Below are 15,414 nucleotides of genomic sequence, written 5' to 3'. Positions count from 1 at the left end.
TCCCTCTTAGAGCAGCTTCTGTGCGGCCAGGAAGTCAACCAGCTTGATGCCGGCGTCGCCTTCGTCGGTGATGATGGTGCCCGCGGTGCGCGGCGGGCGTTCCTCAGCCGAAGTCACCGTGGTCCAGGATCCGGCGTGGCCCACCTGGGAGGGATCCACTCCAACGTCCGCCAGCGACAGTGTGGTGATGCTCTTGCGCTTGGCCGCGATGATGCCCTTGAAGTTGGGGTAGCGGGGCTCGTTGATCTGGTCCGTCACCGACACCACTGCTGGCAGCGGGGCTTCGACCGTCTCCGAGTGCGTGTCGGCGTCGCGGCGGGCGGTGATGCGTCCCCCGTCAACATCCAGCGACGACGCGAAAGTCACCTGCGGCAGGCCGAGGCGCTCAGCGAGCTGGGCCGGAACGAGTGACGTTTCGCCGTCGGTGGATGCCATGCCGGTCAGGACCAGGTCCACCGGGGTGTCCGCGCCGAGATGGCGGATCGCGGCGGCGAGCGCCAGCGAGGTGGCGGCTGCGTCAGAGCCGGCGAGTGCCTCGTCCGTGAGGTGGACGCCTTCGGACGCTCCGATCTGGAGGGACTTCTTGATGGCATTCACGGCGCCGGCCGGGCCCATGCTGAGGGCGATGACCTTGTTGCCCGCCTTGCTTCCGCCGCGCGCCTCGGTGAGCTGCAGTGCGGCTTCCAGGGCGTATTCATCCAGCTCGGACAGAATGCTCTCATCGCGGTCCGTGGTGTGGCCCTCGCCGCTGAGGTGCCGGTCAAACTGCGCGTCCGGCACATGCTTGACCAGGACGATGATCTTCAATGTCTCTTCCACTGTATTTACAGCAGCCTTCCATGCTTGTGGATAGCCAGCCGGGTGAGGTCATGGCCGCGGAACGCCCGGGATACGGGTAGCTCCTAGCTAACCATATAGGGGCGGCCCGATGACGCCCCGTTAACGCCTGTGTCAGAGGGCCGTTGCATTGGAAGCGGCGAGGTTCTTCCGCGTACGACGGCGGGCCGCGCCTCGCTGTCCATCGTCTGGGAGGCGCGGCCCGCCGCTACTGCTTGCTGCTTCCGCTGCTGTTCTGCTGCTGTCCTACTGCTCTGCGGCGGCGCCCAGCGTCACGTCCAACTGCTGCTCGCGGCCGTTCCGCTGGATGGTGATCTTGACCGTTGCGCCGGCCGGCTGTTCACGGACCGCTGCGGTGAGCTGGTTCGGGTCGCTGATGGCGAGGTCGTTGAACCGCGTCACGACGTCGCCGCTCCGGATGCCTGCCTTGGCCGCCGCCGAGCCCTGCTCCACCGTGTCGACATCCGCGCCCACGGAGAAGCCGGACGCCGAAGCAGCCTTCGCCTTGACGCTGACGCCCAGCTGGCCGTGGGTCGCCTTGCCATTGTCGATGATCTCCTGGGCCACGCGCTTGGCGTTGTTGATCGGGATGCTGAAGCCCACTCCGATGTTGCCTGTTCCGGTCGCTGCGGAGCTGCCGCCGGCCGACGCGATGGCGACGTTGACGCCGATCACCTCGCCCTTGCTGTTCACCAGGGCACCGCCGGAGTTACCGGGGTTGATGGCGGCGTCCGTCTGGATGACGTTGATGGCGATGGTTCCCTTGCTCGCGGAGCTTTGGCCCTGCCCCTGGCCCGGAGGAGCGAACTCGAAGCCCTGGTCTCCGCCCTGGGAATTGTCGGCGCCGCCCTTGGGTGCTGCCGAGGACGCAACGCTGATAGTCCGGTTGAGGGTGGATACGATACCGTCCGTCACGGTGCCCGTGAGGCCCAGGGGAGAGCCGATGGCCACTGCGGTGTCGCCGACGTTCAGCTTCCCCGAGTCACCGAGCGTGGCCGGCGTGAGCCCTGAGGGGTTGTCCACCTTGATGACGGCCAGGTCCGAGAGGGGGTCCGTTCCTACGATCTTCGCTGTCATGACGCGGCCGTCGTTCGTGCGGATTTCAATATCCGCGCTGGCCGCCGTGCCGTCCAGGGTCACCACGTGGGTGTTGGTGAGAATATGGCCCTGGTCGTCGAGGATGACACCTGAGCCGGTGCCGCCCTCGCTGCCGTTCGTGGCCTTGATCGTCACAACGCTCGGCGATGCCTTGACGGCAGCGGCCGTGATGGCGTTGACGTCATCCTTGTTGTTGACGATCACTGTCCCGGGCTGGCTGCCGGTGCTGACGGCTGGCGCCGTCCCGGCGACGAAGAGATTGCCGGCGCCGACCGTCGCCACCCCACCGCCAACGAGTCCTGCGGCGAGGATGCTGGCCACGAGCGTGCCAACGCCGAAACTGGCCTTGCGCCTGGGCGCGTTGGCCCGGTTGTCATAAGGGGCCGAGTGGGGGACGTGCTGGGCATAGGGAGACTGATGGGGCTGGCCCGGGCCCCCGGGATGCGGGGCGGACGCGAACTGCTGGGTTGCAGGCCCCGACTCGTGCCCGTAGAAAGGAGCGTGCTGGGGATATACGGGACGCGGCCCGTTGAAGGGCTCTGACTGCGGGTGGCCCTGGAGCTCGCCCGGAGCCTCCTGGTCCGGCCGGTCAAGCCGCATGGTGGGGTTGGCAGAGCCGGCGGGCAGGGCATCATCGCCGCCCATGTTATCGCGGCCCGCATCCCCGCCGCCCAGCTGTTCGGTGGGGTGGTCCCTGTAGTTTCCCTCCGGCTGACTTCCCTGAGATTGGAAACCCTCCTCGTGCGCAGGCCGAGCCGTGGGATCAGCGGGCCGCCCTGCAGGATCTCGGTTCTCAGGTGCTGCGCCCGGCACTGGGTTCTCAGTCATTGGACTTCCTTTCATCCTCGTCTGTATTAACTATGGACGATTCGACTGAAACTAAAATCGATGTTTGCTGGGAGGTTCCTGAATGTGCGCCGCGACCGCCCTTCCGAGGGGCGCCAAGCCGCAGCCGGGGCGTCGTCCTGGCTCTTGAGCGCTTTTCGCTGGTGGCATATTCCCTGCGGTGGACGGCCCCATTGGTGCACCATAGAATCAAGAAGAATTGCCACAGCGACCTGCGGCTTTACACCCGGCGTGGGGGCGCTGCTGCGTTCTGAGACGACTGTTCGTCCCGATACAGTCGCAGGTGTGCTGAAGGGTTGCCATGCGGTCAATGTTGAAACGTGTTCTCGCCGTGATCGGCCTGACTGGAATGCTGGCGTTTCCCGCCGCGGCAGCTTGGGCTGAGGATCCGGTACCCATCCCGTCCGGCCAGAACATCGTAGATAAGGCTAATGTCCTGGGCAGCCGCAAGGGTGAAGTCCAGGACGCCATCCAGAAGCTGCTCAAGGACCACAAGTACAACCTGTACGTGGTCACTGTGAATTCCTTTGAAAACCCCGCAAAGCCCGCGGACTGGGGCAAGGCCGTCGCCGAACAGAAGGGCATGGGCAGGGCTGATGTCCTCCTTGCCATCTCAACCGCCGGCCAGTACTACTTCGCCCCGAACTCGGCGAGTGCCATTGCCTCAAAGGCCGGGGCCATCTCACAAAACGCGGTCGCAGCCAACCTGGCTGGCGGAAAGAAGGACTACGCACAGGCTGCCATTGACACCGCGGCAGCCGTTGGTGATGCTGCCGGCGGCGGGAGCGGCACCGTTCCGTCCGGCGGCGGCGCCGGAACGGCCGTCCTCGTGGGTGCCGGCGTCCTGGCGGCAGGCGGTGCGGGAACCTATCTCTACCTCAGGAACCGCAGGAAGAAGGCCCAGGCGTCCAGCGCGAGCTACGGCCCGCAGGGCGCGGAGCTTGATCCCCTTGCTTCGTTGAGTGTCGACGAACTCCGCAAGAAGAGCGGCTCGCTGCTGATCGAGGCCGACGACGCCATCAAGTCCAGCGAGCAGGAGCTCGGCTTCGCAGAGGCCCAGTACGGTGAGTCCGCCGTCGGCAACTTCACCCGGGCGCTCCAGGAGGCCAAGGGGCATATGTCCGAATCCTTCAAGCTACAGCAGCAGCTGGACGACCACATTCCCGACACCGAGGAGCAGCAGCGCAGCTGGCTGGGCGAAATCATCCGCCGCTCCGAGGCAGCCCTGTCATCGCTCCAAGAGCAGAAGGCCGACTTCGACTCGCTCCGCGAACTGGAAAAGAACGCGCCGCAGGCCCTGGCCGCCGTCAACGCCGAGGCCGTGGACGCCGACGCGAAAATAGCGAAGGCTGAACAGACGCTGGCTGAGCTGCGCGGCAAGTACGCCGACAGCGCGCTCGTCCAGGTCGCGGACAACATCACCCAGGCCAAGGAACGCCTCGCCTTCGTTCAGAACGCTGGTGCCACCGCCCACGAAAAGCTCGAAACAGGCGAGGGAAGCCTTGCCGCCGTGGCGGTCCGTGCCGCCGAGGAGAGCCTGCATCAGACCAACGTGCTCCTGGGCGCCATTTCCAAGGTTGCCGGCAGCCTGGACGAGGCCCGGCAGGGACTCGAATCCGCAGTCGTGGACACGTCCCAGGACCTGGCCCAGGCGAAGGCCATGATCCAGACCGGCGAGCATCCGGAGCTTTCCGGCCCGGTAGCCGGCGTGGAAGCGGCACTGGCCCAGGTGAAGAGTGAAATCCAAGGCGGCAGGATTGACCCGATCGCCACGCTCGAGCGCGTCGAATCGGCGCACCGGACCCTGGACCAGGCCCTGAGCGGTATCCGTGACCAGCAAGAGCAGGCACGCCGTGCCCAGGCATCCCTGCAGCAGACCATCATGTCTGCACAGGCGCAGATCAGCGCGACCTCGGATTACATCACGGCCAGGCGCGGCGGGGTGGGTACTGAAGCCCGGACCCGGCTGGCGGAGGCCCAGCGCAACCTCGATTACGCGCTGTCCATCTCACGCAATGATCCCGTCACCGCACTGACGTACGCGCAGCAGGCGCACGCCCTCGCTGCCCAGGCCGCCCAGCTGGCCCAGTCCGACGTCGACAGTTTCGGCGGTTACGCCAATCAGGGCTATGGCAGGAACAGCATGTTCGGCGGCGGCGGAGGCGGCGGCCTGGGCGGCGCCATACTTGGCGGCATCCTCATCAACTCCATCCTGAACGGCGGCAGCGGCGGCGGCTGGGGTGGCGGTCACAGCGACGGCGGCGACGGCGGAGGCTGGGGCGGCGACTCAGGCGGCGGCTTCGGCGGCGGCGACTTTGGCGGCGGCGACTTCGGCGGAGGCGACTCCGGCAGTTTCTAGCAGGCAGCCAGCTCCAGTAGGGCAAAACTAGGCGCCGTGACGGTGAATCCGGCCGGCGGGTAGAAGCGGTATCAACTGTTCACTGAATTCAGTGGGACACACTGAGCAGGACGAAAGGTAACACCATGAAGCAGTCCATTTTCGGCCGCATGGCGCAGCTGGCAAAGGCCAACATCAACTCCTTGCTGGACCAGGCTGAGGATCCGCAAAAGATGCTGGACCAGATGGTCAGGGACTACACCAACAACATTGCGGAAGCCGAAGCTGCTGTGGCCCAGACCATCGGAAACCTGCGCATGCTCCAGGACGATTACAACGAGGACATCAAGAACGCCCAGGACTGGGGCAACAAGGCCCTGGCGGCGTCGCGCAAGGCCGATGAGTACCGGTCCGGCGGCAATGCAGCCGACGCCCAGAAATTCGACAACCTCGCGAAGGTTGCCCTGCAGCGCCAGATGTCCTCGGAGAACGAGGCAAGGGCAGCTGAACCCAACATTGCATCCCAGTCCGAGGTGGTGGACCGGCTCAAGACCGGCCTGGACCAGATGAAGGGGAAGCTCAACCAGCTCACCAGCAAGCGCAACGAGCTGGTTGCCCGTTCGAAGACGGCTGCCGCGCAGTCCCAGGTCCACGACGCCCTCAAGAGCATCGACTTCATGGACCCCACCAGCGAAGTCGGGCGTTTCGAGGAGAAAATCCGCCGCGAAGAGGCAAAGGTCCGCGGCCAGCAGGAGCTCGCGGCGTCGAGCCTTGACGCCCAGTTCAACCAGCTGGAGGATCTCGGCGAGCAGACGGAAATCGAGGCACGCCTGGCCGCTCTGAAGTCCGGAGGCGCCAAGCCTGCCATCGGCGCCGGAGCCAACGGTTCGGCGTCAGGATCGACCGTCGAAGAGGCTGACTTCGACAAGCTCTAGCCCCTTAACTAGCGACCTAACCGGGCGGAGGCCGGGGTCCCCAGGACCCCGGCCTCCGCTATGCCCGCGGCGTGTAGCGTGGAGCCATGGCTTCCACGATTGTCTGGCTCAGGGACGACCTTCGCCTCGACGACAACCCGGCCCTCGTTGCCGCGGCCTCCCTGCCGGATCCGCTGACCGTGGTCTACATCCTGGATGAGGTCTCTCCCGGAATCCGCCCGCTCGGCGGAGCCGCCAAATGGTGGCTTCACCATTCGCTGTCCGCTCTTGCCGCGGACCTGGAGTCGAACGGATCACGCCTGCTGCTCCGCCGGGGTGGCGCCGCCTCCGTCATCCGGGAACTGGCGGAGCAGACCGCTGCCGGGGCCATCTTTTGGAACCGGCGTTACGGGCTGCCGGAGCGGACGCTGGACGCCGGCATCAAGGAGTGGGCCACCGAACAGGGCATTGACGCCACGAGCCACCAGGCGAACCTGCTGTTCGAGCCGTGGACGGTCCGGACTGGCACGGGAGGCCCGTACAAGGTGTTCACGCCGTTCTGGCGTTCCTGCCTGGCCGGAGCAGAGCCCCGGCCACCTGCCGGCTCACCCGCTCAGTTTCCAAAGCCCGCCACTGTGTCCGGCTCCGTGCCGGCCGGTGACGATCTCGACAGCTGGGGGCTGCTCCCCCGCAGCCCCGACTGGAGCGGGGGCCTCGCGGAGGCCTGGACGCCCGGCGAAGAAGGAGCCCACCGGCGGCTTGAGGACTTCCTGGACGGGCCTGTTGAAGAATACGGGACCGGACGGGACGTGCCCGGGGTAGAGGGCACCAGCCGGCTTTCCCCGTATCTTCGCTTTGGCGAGATCAGCCCGTTCCGGATCTGGCACGCGCTCCGCGAGCGGTTCCCGCGGCACGCTCCGGCCGACGTCGGTATTTTTCGAAGCGAGCTCGGCTGGCGTGAATTCTGCTGGCAGCTCCTGTACGAAAATCCTGGCCTGGCGACAGAGAATTACCGTCCCGAGTTCGACCGCTTTGCCTGGCAAACGCCGTCGGCGGCCGAACTGGCGGCGTGGCAGCAGGGTCGCACGGGGTATCCGCTCGTGGACGCGGGCATGCGGCAACTGTGGCAGACCGGCTGGATGCACAACCGGGTCCGCATGGCCGCGGCGTCGTTCCTGGTGAAGAACCTGCTGGCCGACTGGCGCCTGGGTGAGGCCTGGTTCTGGGACACACTCGTTGACGCCGATCCGGCCAGCAATCCGGCCAACTGGCAGTGGGTGGCGGGCTCGGGCGCGGATGCTTCGCCCTACTTCCGGATTTTCAATCCCGTGACGCAAAGCAAGAAGTTCGACGCCGGCGGCCGGTACCTTCGCGGGTTCATCCCGGAACTCGCCGCCCTGGATGACAGTGCCGTCCACGAGCCCTGGAAAAACCCGGCTGCGGCGCCGAACTATCCGGGCCCGCTGGTGGGCCTGCAGGAATCCCGCGAACGCGCGCTGGAGAGCTACCAGCAGCTCAAGGCGACCTGAGCGGCCCGCGGATCAGCGGCTGGTGACCTTGCCCATGAGGGAGGCAATGGGGCGCAGGAACAGCGGCGTGGCCAGGAACCACGCCCCGACCATTACCGCCACCGACGCGGCGAAGATCCAGAAACCCACCCAGCTCACGTCGTCGCTTCCGCCATACATGTGATTGAGGTTCCGCAGGGCGCCGGTGGCCAGGACCAGGAACACGTGGACAACGATGAACGCCACGAAGTAGATCATCACAGGGAAGTGCACTGCCCTGGCGGCCTCGATCGGGTAGGCCCTGTTGAGGGCGGCAGCTTTTTTGGGCCACGCGTTGGACATCCGCAGGCCGGTGATGAATGCCAGCGGAGCGGCGATGAAGACGGTCACGAAGTACGTCAGCAACTGCAGGGCGTTGTAGTTGACCCAGCCGTTTTCCGTGGGCCAGTTCAGCGACGCGTACTGGAGCACGGCGGAGGCTGCATTGGGGAAAACGTCCCAGCCGGTGGGCACGATCCGCATCCATTGACCGGTGGCGAACAGCAGGACCGCGAAGGTCAGCCCGTTCAGGATCCAGAGCGCGTCCAGGGTCAGGTGGAACCACAGTTCCAGGCTGATTTTCGTGGGGGCGGTCTTGGTCCGGATGAGTCCCTTGTTGTTGCGGGTCCAGTAGCCGCCCGGCCGCGTAGTGGTCCGCACCTGCCACCCGGTGCGGATGATGAGCAGGAGGAAGAAGGCGTTCAGGAAGTGCTGCCACGCCAGCCACGCGGGGAAACCGACGGGAGCACCGGCCGGCAGCTCCGAGTGCCCCGGGTAGTCCGTCATGAAGGACCGGACCGCGGGCAGGCCCGTGAGCCACTTGGCGAGAAGGACCACCAGCACCATGGCCACAAGCGCCGCAGGCACCGCCCAGTAGAGCCTGGACCGCTTGCCCTTCGAAGTGCCGGACTTGTTCTTCGTTGTGGACATCGAACTACATTCCTCTCGAGAATGACTGACCAGTGTGGGTGCCGCGCGCTTGCCAGGAATTCCGGGCCCTGCGAAAGAGAATACTAGGAACTGCTAGCACTTGGACAACGGCCCGGCAATGCAAGAGGCCCCGACCGGATTATCCCCGGTCAGGGCCTCTTTGTGGTTGCGGGGACAGGATTTGAACCTGTGACCTCTGGGTTATGAGCCCAGCGAGCTACCGAACTGCTCCACCCCGCGTCGCTTGATCAACACTACCCTACTTTTGCCGTCACTCCCGCCACTCCCGTTCCGGTGGCCTCCGACGTCCGCGGCCGGACCCCGCACGGACGCCCGGAGCGGACCCCTGGGGCGGACCCTGGGCGGTCGCCCCGGACCGGCCACCCCGCATTCCAATCCGGAAACAGCGCCGGAAACAGCGCCGGAAACAGCAAAAGACCCGGACCACCTTGCGGTGATCCGGGTCTTTTCTTCAGTTGCGGGGACAGGATTTGAACCTGTGACCTCTGGGTTATGAGCCCAGCGAGCTACCGAACTGCTCCACCCCGCGTCGCAAGAACAACTCTACCGTCCAGTGAACGGGAGGCCAAATCGCGGCGACGTGATCTGCGTCTCCGGTGCCTTCGCCGCCGGGCGGGAAATGCGAAAAGCCGGTCCCGCTCCCCTTCCGGGGGTGCGGGACCGGCTTCCTCACGTGCTGGCCATTGACCGTTCGCGTGCGGCTGCTTAGCCGCTAACTGCTCGGCGTCGGCGTCGGCGTGGCAGACGGTGACGTCGGAGTGCTGGCAGTGCCGGTGCCGGGAATCCTGGCCTCGGCGTCCAGCGCCTTCTTCAACGCCGCCGCCAGCTTCTTCTGCTGTTCGCCGTAGGCCGCGAAATCGCCCTTCGCCAAAGCCTCCTGGCCGGCCTTGATGGCGGCGTTGGCTTCGTCCAGGGCGGCCTTCAGCGCAGCCTTGGCACCCACCTCGCCCGTTGCCGGAGGCGTCGTGCCGCCGGGCGGCGTGGACGTCTGCCCGTTGTTGTCCTTGTCTCCGGCCGTCGCCCCGGAATTGCCGCCGAACAACTGGTTCAGGGCGGCATCCAAGGTGGGCGCGAAGCCGATCTTGTCGCCAAAGGCCACCAGCACCCGCTGCAGGGTCGGGTAGGACGTCTCACCCGTGGACTTGAGGTAGACAGGCTGGATGTACAGCATGCCGCCACCGGCCGGCAGCGTCAGCAGGTTGCCGTTCAGCACGTCGGAGGCACCCTGCCGCAGCAGGTTCAGTGCCTGCGACACCGTCGGATCAGAGTTGAACTTGTTCTGTGCCTGGCCTGGGCCCGGAACCTGGGCCTCCGGCGGAACCTGCAGGAGCCTGAGCTCACCGTATGAACCGGCCTTCACGCCCTTCTTACTGCCCGCGTCCGAATCGGCGGCCAGGAATCCATAGAGCACGTTGCGGGCATTCCCGTCCACCACCTGGGGAATATAGGCCGATGTCAGCTGGAACGCCGGCGTCTTCTGGTCCGGCATCTGCAGCGACATGTAGAACGGCGGCTGCTTGACCGGATCCGAAACGGTGGGATCGTTGGGAACGCTCCACGCGTCGTCGTTCTTGTAGAAGCTCACGGGGTCCGTCACGTGGTAACGCCCCAGGAGCTCACGCTGAACCTTGAACAGGTCCTCCGGGTAGCGGACGTGGCTCATGACGTCCGCAGACATCTCCGAGAAGGGCTTCAGGGAAGTGGGGAAGACCTTCTGCCAGGCCTTCAGAAGGGGATCCTGATCGTCCCACGCGTAGAGGGTGACGGAGCCGTCGTAGGCATCCACGGTCGCCTTGACGGAGTTGCGGATGTAGTTCACCGAGCTGTTGGGCAGTGCAACATTGCGGCCGGCGGTGGTCTGAGAGTCCTTGGTGGCGTCCGACAGCTGTTCCTGCTGGGAGTACGGGTAGTACTGGCTGGTGGTGTAACCGTCCACGATCCACTTGACCCGGCCGTCGACGACGGCGGGGTACGCGTTTCCGTCAACGGTCAGGTAAGGCGCCACTTTCTGCACGCGTTCACGGGGGTTGCGCTCGTACAGGATCTGCGAAGCGTCGTTCACGCCGTCGGAAAGCAGGAGGTCCGAGGACTGGAACTTGATCGAGTACAGGACCCGGTTGAAGAAGCTTCCGACATTGGGGCCGCCGTTGCCCGTGAAGGTGTACTGGGTCTCGCCGCCCTCCTTGGACGCGGGCCTGTCCTGCTCACGATGCGCCGCGCCCTCCGGCGCTCCCACGATCGAGTACTCCGGAGAGTCCTCGCCGAAGTAGATTCGCGGCTCGTAGGTCTTGTCGTTGCCGAGGACACCCGTGGACGGGATGCCGGACTGCAGGAACTCGGGCTTTCCGTCCGCCGTGAACTTGTTGCCCTTGGCAGCGACCACGCCATAGCCGTGGGTGTATACGACGTGACGGTTCAGCCAGGACTGCTGATCCGGGCTGAGGCCCTCGGGATTGAGCTCGCGCACCGCGATGACGGTGTCCTGCACCTTGCCGTTGACCAGGTACCGGTCCACGTTGAGGGCCTTGGGGAACTGGTAGTACGGACGGAACTGTTCGAGCTGCGAGAAGGCGTCCGAAATCAGGTTCGGGTCCAGGAGCCGGATATTGGCGGTGGTCTGGGCGTCCGGCGCCAGCGCCCCGGCTGAGGTGGTGGTGGTGGCGTTGTACCGCTGCACCTTGACCTGGTCGAGACCGTACGCCGAACGCGTCATTCCGATGTTGCGCTCGATAAATTCCCGTTCCAGCGTCTGCTCCGAGGGACGCACCTGGAACTGCTGGATCACCCAGGGGTACACGCCGCCGGCGAGGATGGACGTGATGACCAGCATGGCCGTACCGATGACGGGCAGCCGCCACTTTCCGATGACCGCGGCCACGATGTAGAGGATGGCGACGAGGACAGCCGCTACGGCCAGGATGGCCTTGGTGGGGATGACGGCGTTGACGTCCGTGTACAGCGCGCCGGCCCACCGGCCGCCGCTGTTCTGCACGGCGGCGTAGCGGTCCAGCCAGAAGTTGACGCCGAGGAGGATCAGGAACGATGCGCCCGTAACGGCGAGGTGGATCTGGGCGGCGCGGCTCGTGAAGATGCCGCGCTCCATGATCCGGATGCTGCCGTAGAGGTAGTGCGTCAGGATGCCGGCAATGCCGGCCACGATTGCCACGCTGATCAGGAATCCGGTGACGAAGCCCAGGAACGGTAGCGTCATCAGGTAAAAGCCGATGTCCAGCCCGAACGCGGGATCGTTCTGGCCGAAGGGCTCCTGGTTGAAGAACAGAAGGACTTTCTGCCACTGGCTGGAGGCCGCGCTGCCGGCGAAGAGGCCGAACAGCACGGGAAGTCCGATCATGACCACACGGCGAACGGGCTCCAGCTGGGCCTGGTACCGGTTGAGGTTGTCGCGGATTTCAGAGTCCGGAGCATAAACCGGGCGGGCATGGTAGGCGATCCGGATGGCGAAGAAAACGCCGGCGAACATGATGGCGAATCCAACGGCAAAGATGCCGATCCTGGCGAGGTTTTCCGTCAGGAACACTTCGAAGAAGCCAAGCTGCTGGTACCAGAGGACGTCCGTCCACACGTTGGCGAAGAAAATGAATCCGACGACAACCAGCGCTACGACAATGAGCGTCGGCGTCAAGGCACCGCGCCTTGGTTGGAGTCTTCCGGGCGGGGTGGGGCTGGCAGGACGGGACAAACTCTGTACCTCATAGCTTTGTCAGTTGCTGATCGTATTTTCAGTTTTCAGGTGACAGCAACATGCCCGGTGCCGGGCGCCCGCGGGCACCCTGCACCTGTCAGCTTGCGCTGTCCGACGGCCCGCGTGGCAACGGCTGTCAATTACTGCCACGAGTGAAGCCCGGCCATAGTTCCTAGGTTTAGTCTAGTTGTTGGTGCAGCCCGGAAGGCCCGATGTGTCGCCGCCCTTTGCGGCCAGTTCGACCGCACGGCGCGCCTCGTCCAGGTTCTCCACTTTGACCACCTGGAGACCGTCCGGAATGTGCCCGGTGACCTCGGCACAGTTCGCTGCGGGTGCGAGGAACATCGTGGCGCCGGCGGCCCGCGCGCCATGCATCTTCACGGCAACTCCCCCGATGGGCCCCACGGCGCCTTCGGGTGTGATGGTGCCCGTCCCCGCGATGTGTTTTCCGCCGGTGAGGTCTCCGGGCGTCACGGTATCGATGATTCCCAGGGCGAACATCATTCCTGCGCTGGGGCCGCCCACCTTGTCGAGCGAAATTTTCACGTCGAACGGAAAGGTAAACCGGTACTTGAGCAGGACGCCCAGGATGTAGCGCCCCGATTCGCTCCGGGCCGGCGTTACGGTTTCCGTGACCGGCTTCCCGCCACGGTCCACGACGACGGCGACCGGCTTGCCCTTGCCGGCGGCCAGTTCCTCCTGGATCACCGTCAGTGACGTGACCGCCTTGCCGTTGATCGAGGCGAAGACGTCTCCCGCCTTGAGCTTGCCCGCGGCGGCTGAGCCGTCAGAAAGATCGGCGACTTCCAGTTTCTGCCCGTACGGGATGTCGAGTTCGTGCAGCGCCGAGGCCACGGCATTCTCCTGCGACGTGGTCATGGCCACGGCGCTCTCCTGCTGCGACTGTTCCTTGGTGACGCCCGTCGGGAAGATCAGTTCCTGCGGATAGACGGCCTTCGAGCCGTCGAGCCAGGAGGAGAAGGCCTCGAAAACGCTGACCGGACCATTGGGCCCTCCGTCCACGTAGACGGTGGTGAGGTCAAGGTTTCCCTTCGCAGGGAACGTCTCGTGCCCGGTGACACTGATGACGGGCTTGGCGTTGTCACTGGCCAGGGTGTTGAACGTGGGCCCCGGCGACTCCACCACGTACGGGACCGGCAGGACGGCGGCTGTCACGCCGAGTCCGAGGGCAAGGAGTCCGGCGAGCATCATGGTCGAGACCCGGGGGTCGCGCGCCGACTTGGGCGTGCCGTGCATTTCCGCGCCGGCCGGCTCGCCGCTGCCCGCGGCAGCCGCGGACTCCTCTGAGGGCTGATCGCCCTTGGTAATCGTCACTGAAGGACCTCTCCCCACCGCGTTTGTAGCTCGCGGCACCGTGGCGGCGGCCAGCGGACAGCCGTGGCACAACCTGCAAACATTCCGATTTCTAACACTACGCGTCCGCGCCGGGTGAAAGCTCTTTGCCTACAGCGAACGGACCCCCATTCGGCAGACAGCCGCCCGCCCGCGGGGTAGCGTGAAGGTTGATCAGTAGTCACACCGACGATCGGCGGGATCATGACCTCCAACCCACTCAATCCGCCTAACGGCGAAGAAAACCCGAAGGATCCGCTGGCAGAAATGCTGCAGAACCTCATGGGCGGCAAGGGCATGGGCGACATCGACCCCGCCGAATTGGCGAAAGCGGCCGGGCTCCCCGACGATCCCAACCTGCTGGCACAGATGTTTTCACAGGTCCAAGCCATGATGAGCGCCCCGTCCGAGGGACCCGTCAACTGGAAACTGGCCCACGACAACGCCCGTCGTGTTGCCGCCAGCAGTTCTGATCCGTCCGTCACGACGCCGCAGTTACGCGAGGTGGACGAGGCCCTGCGGCTTGCCGAACTGTGGCTGGACCCGGTCACCGACCTGCCGGCGACGGGCCTGATCGGCCGCGCCTGGTCGCGTGCAGAGTGGGTCGAGGAAACGCTCGGAACCTGGAAGCGGCTTACGGAGCCGGTGGCCAACAGCATCGCCAACGCGCTGTCCAGCGCCATGACCGAGCAGATGCCCGAGGAAATGAAGTCCATGATGGGCGGCGCTTCCTCCATGCTGCAGAACATGGGCGGCGCCATCTTCGGCATGCAGCTGGGGCAGGCCATCGGTGCACTGTCCGCCGAGGTGGTCAGTTCAACTGACATCGGCGTTCCGCTGGCCGACCTGGAAATGGCGTTGCTTCCGGGCAACGTGGCAAAGTTCGGCGAGGGACTCAGCCTGCCGGAGAACGACATTCGCCTGTTCCTTGCTGTCCGCGAGGCCGCCCACGCCCGGCTGTTCGTCCAGGTCCCGTGGCTGCGGGGGCACCTGCTGGGCGCCATCGAGGCCTACGCCCGAGGCATCCACATCGACACGTCCCGGATTGAAGAGCTCGCCCGGGACCTCGACCCCAGCAACCCCGAAGGAATTCAGGAGGCCCTTTCGCAGGGTGTCTTCATGCCCCAGCGGACCCCGGCCCAGGAGCAGGCCCTCCAGAAACTGGAGACCGCCCTCGCCCTGGTTGAAGGATGGGTTGACGAACTCACCGCGGCGGCCACCGAGAAGGTCCTCCCGTCCGCCGCCGCCCTCCGCGAAACCGTCCGGCGCCGCCGCGCCACCGGCGGCCCTGCCGAACACGCCTTCGCCTCCCTGGTGGGACTGGAACTGCGCCCCCGGCGCCTCCGCGAGGCCGCAACACTGTGGGCGTCTTTGAAGGAAGAGCGCGGAATTGATGGCCGCGATGCCATCTGGAAGCATCCCGACCTGCTCCCCACGGCCGAGGACCTCGATGACCCCAAGGGCTTCAGCGAACGCCGCAAGCTGGCCGAAGCCAGCGACAGCGAGGTGGACGACGCACTCACGAAACTGCTGAACGGCGGCTTCGACAGCCCCGAAGCCGGGGCCGCCGAGGATTCCGGCGCCCCGGAGGATGGTGTGGCAGAGGATAGCGGCACCGCGGAGGATGACGGCACCGATGGCGCTACTCCCGACGCCAAGGACAAGTAGGAACAGTCCAACCAGGACCGTCCGAAGCAGGAACCGCTCCGGCAGGGGCTAGACGATATGAAGTGTGGCGGGCCGGTCCCTGATGTAGGACTGGAACCTCGGGTTCAAAGAGGTTCGTGGGTTGCCGGGCCACGGTCTGTTCCGCCACCAAGAGGCGGG

The 15,414-nt window shown here is 65.6% G+C and carries 9 protein-coding genes and 2 tRNA genes; 4 read left to right on the top strand and 7 right to left on the bottom strand.

What is annotated here, in order from left to right; all coding sequences use genetic code 11:
- Positions 1-6: 6 nt before the first annotated feature.
- Together ABFP37_RS03895 and ABFP37_RS03890 are read right to left on the bottom strand one after the other, a co-directional pair.
- A complete protein-coding gene (locus ABFP37_RS03895) occupies positions 7-819 on the bottom strand; it encodes an electron transfer flavoprotein subunit beta/FixA family protein (RefSeq protein ID WP_347032790.1) in 813 nt (270 codons plus the stop codon).
- A 264-nt stretch (positions 820-1,083) separates the two neighbouring features.
- The gene (locus ABFP37_RS03890; protein ID WP_078028049.1) at positions 1,084-2,763 is read right to left on the bottom strand and encodes a trypsin-like peptidase domain-containing protein; all 1,680 of its coding nucleotides are present in this window, start codon (positions 2,761-2,763) and stop codon (positions 1,084-1,086) included.
- 328 nt (positions 2,764-3,091) lie between these two features.
- On the opposite strand from ABFP37_RS03890, the gene ABFP37_RS03885 reads away from it, so the two are divergent.
- The 3 genes from ABFP37_RS03885 (at position 3,092) to ABFP37_RS03875 (ending at position 7,562) form a co-directional block, all read left to right on the top strand.
- The gene (locus ABFP37_RS03885) at positions 3,092-5,140 is read left to right on the top strand and encodes a TPM domain-containing protein (RefSeq protein ID WP_347032789.1); all 2,049 of its coding nucleotides are present in this window, start codon (positions 3,092-3,094) and stop codon (positions 5,138-5,140) included.
- Positions 5,141-5,265: 125 nt separating this feature from the next.
- Complete coding sequence (locus ABFP37_RS03880) at positions 5,266-6,054, top strand: PspA/IM30 family protein (RefSeq protein ID WP_078028051.1); 789 nt, start codon at positions 5,266-5,268, stop codon at positions 6,052-6,054.
- Between the two features lie 86 nt (positions 6,055-6,140).
- Positions 6,141-7,562 (top strand): deoxyribodipyrimidine photo-lyase, encoded by a 1,422-nt coding sequence (locus ABFP37_RS03875; RefSeq protein ID WP_078028052.1) that lies wholly within the window; start codon positions 6,141-6,143, stop codon positions 7,560-7,562.
- Between the two features lie 12 nt (positions 7,563-7,574).
- Here the strand turns inward: ABFP37_RS03875 and ABFP37_RS03870 are convergent, their stop codons facing one another.
- From ABFP37_RS03870 to ABFP37_RS03850, 5 genes are all read right to left on the bottom strand, one after another.
- Positions 7,575-8,510 (bottom strand): hypothetical protein, encoded by a 936-nt coding sequence (locus tag ABFP37_RS03870; RefSeq protein ID WP_347032788.1) that lies wholly within the window; start codon positions 8,508-8,510, stop codon positions 7,575-7,577.
- A 163-nt stretch (positions 8,511-8,673) separates the two neighbouring features.
- A tRNA-Met gene (locus ABFP37_RS03865) sits at positions 8,674-8,750 on the bottom strand.
- Between the two features lie 236 nt (positions 8,751-8,986).
- Positions 8,987-9,060 (bottom strand) — tRNA-Met (locus ABFP37_RS03860).
- Between the two features lie 183 nt (positions 9,061-9,243).
- The gene (locus tag ABFP37_RS03855; RefSeq protein ID WP_139362790.1) at positions 9,244-12,174 is read right to left on the bottom strand and encodes a UPF0182 family protein; all 2,931 of its coding nucleotides are present in this window, start codon (positions 12,172-12,174) and stop codon (positions 9,244-9,246) included.
- A 243-nt stretch (positions 12,175-12,417) separates the two neighbouring features.
- Positions 12,418-13,569 carry a S16 family serine protease gene (locus ABFP37_RS03850; protein ID WP_347032787.1) on the bottom strand — a complete coding sequence of 384 codons (1,152 nt, stop codon included), beginning with the start codon at positions 13,567-13,569 and terminating at the stop codon, positions 12,418-12,420.
- A 222-nt stretch (positions 13,570-13,791) separates the two neighbouring features.
- Here ABFP37_RS03850 and ABFP37_RS03845 point away from each other — a divergent pair, with 222 nt between their 5' ends.
- Positions 13,792-15,255 carry a zinc-dependent metalloprotease gene (locus ABFP37_RS03845; protein WP_347032786.1) on the top strand — a complete coding sequence of 488 codons (1,464 nt, stop codon included), beginning with the start codon at positions 13,792-13,794 and terminating at the stop codon, positions 15,253-15,255.
- The last annotated feature ends 159 nt before the right edge of the window (positions 15,256-15,414 follow it).

It is taken from the genome of Burkholderia sp. RS01, from assembly GCF_039748055.1.
GTDB lineage: Bacteria > Actinomycetota > Actinomycetes > Actinomycetales > Micrococcaceae > Arthrobacter.
Note: the sequence above shows the minus strand (reverse complement) of the source record. Positions and strands in the feature narration are given on the sequence as shown.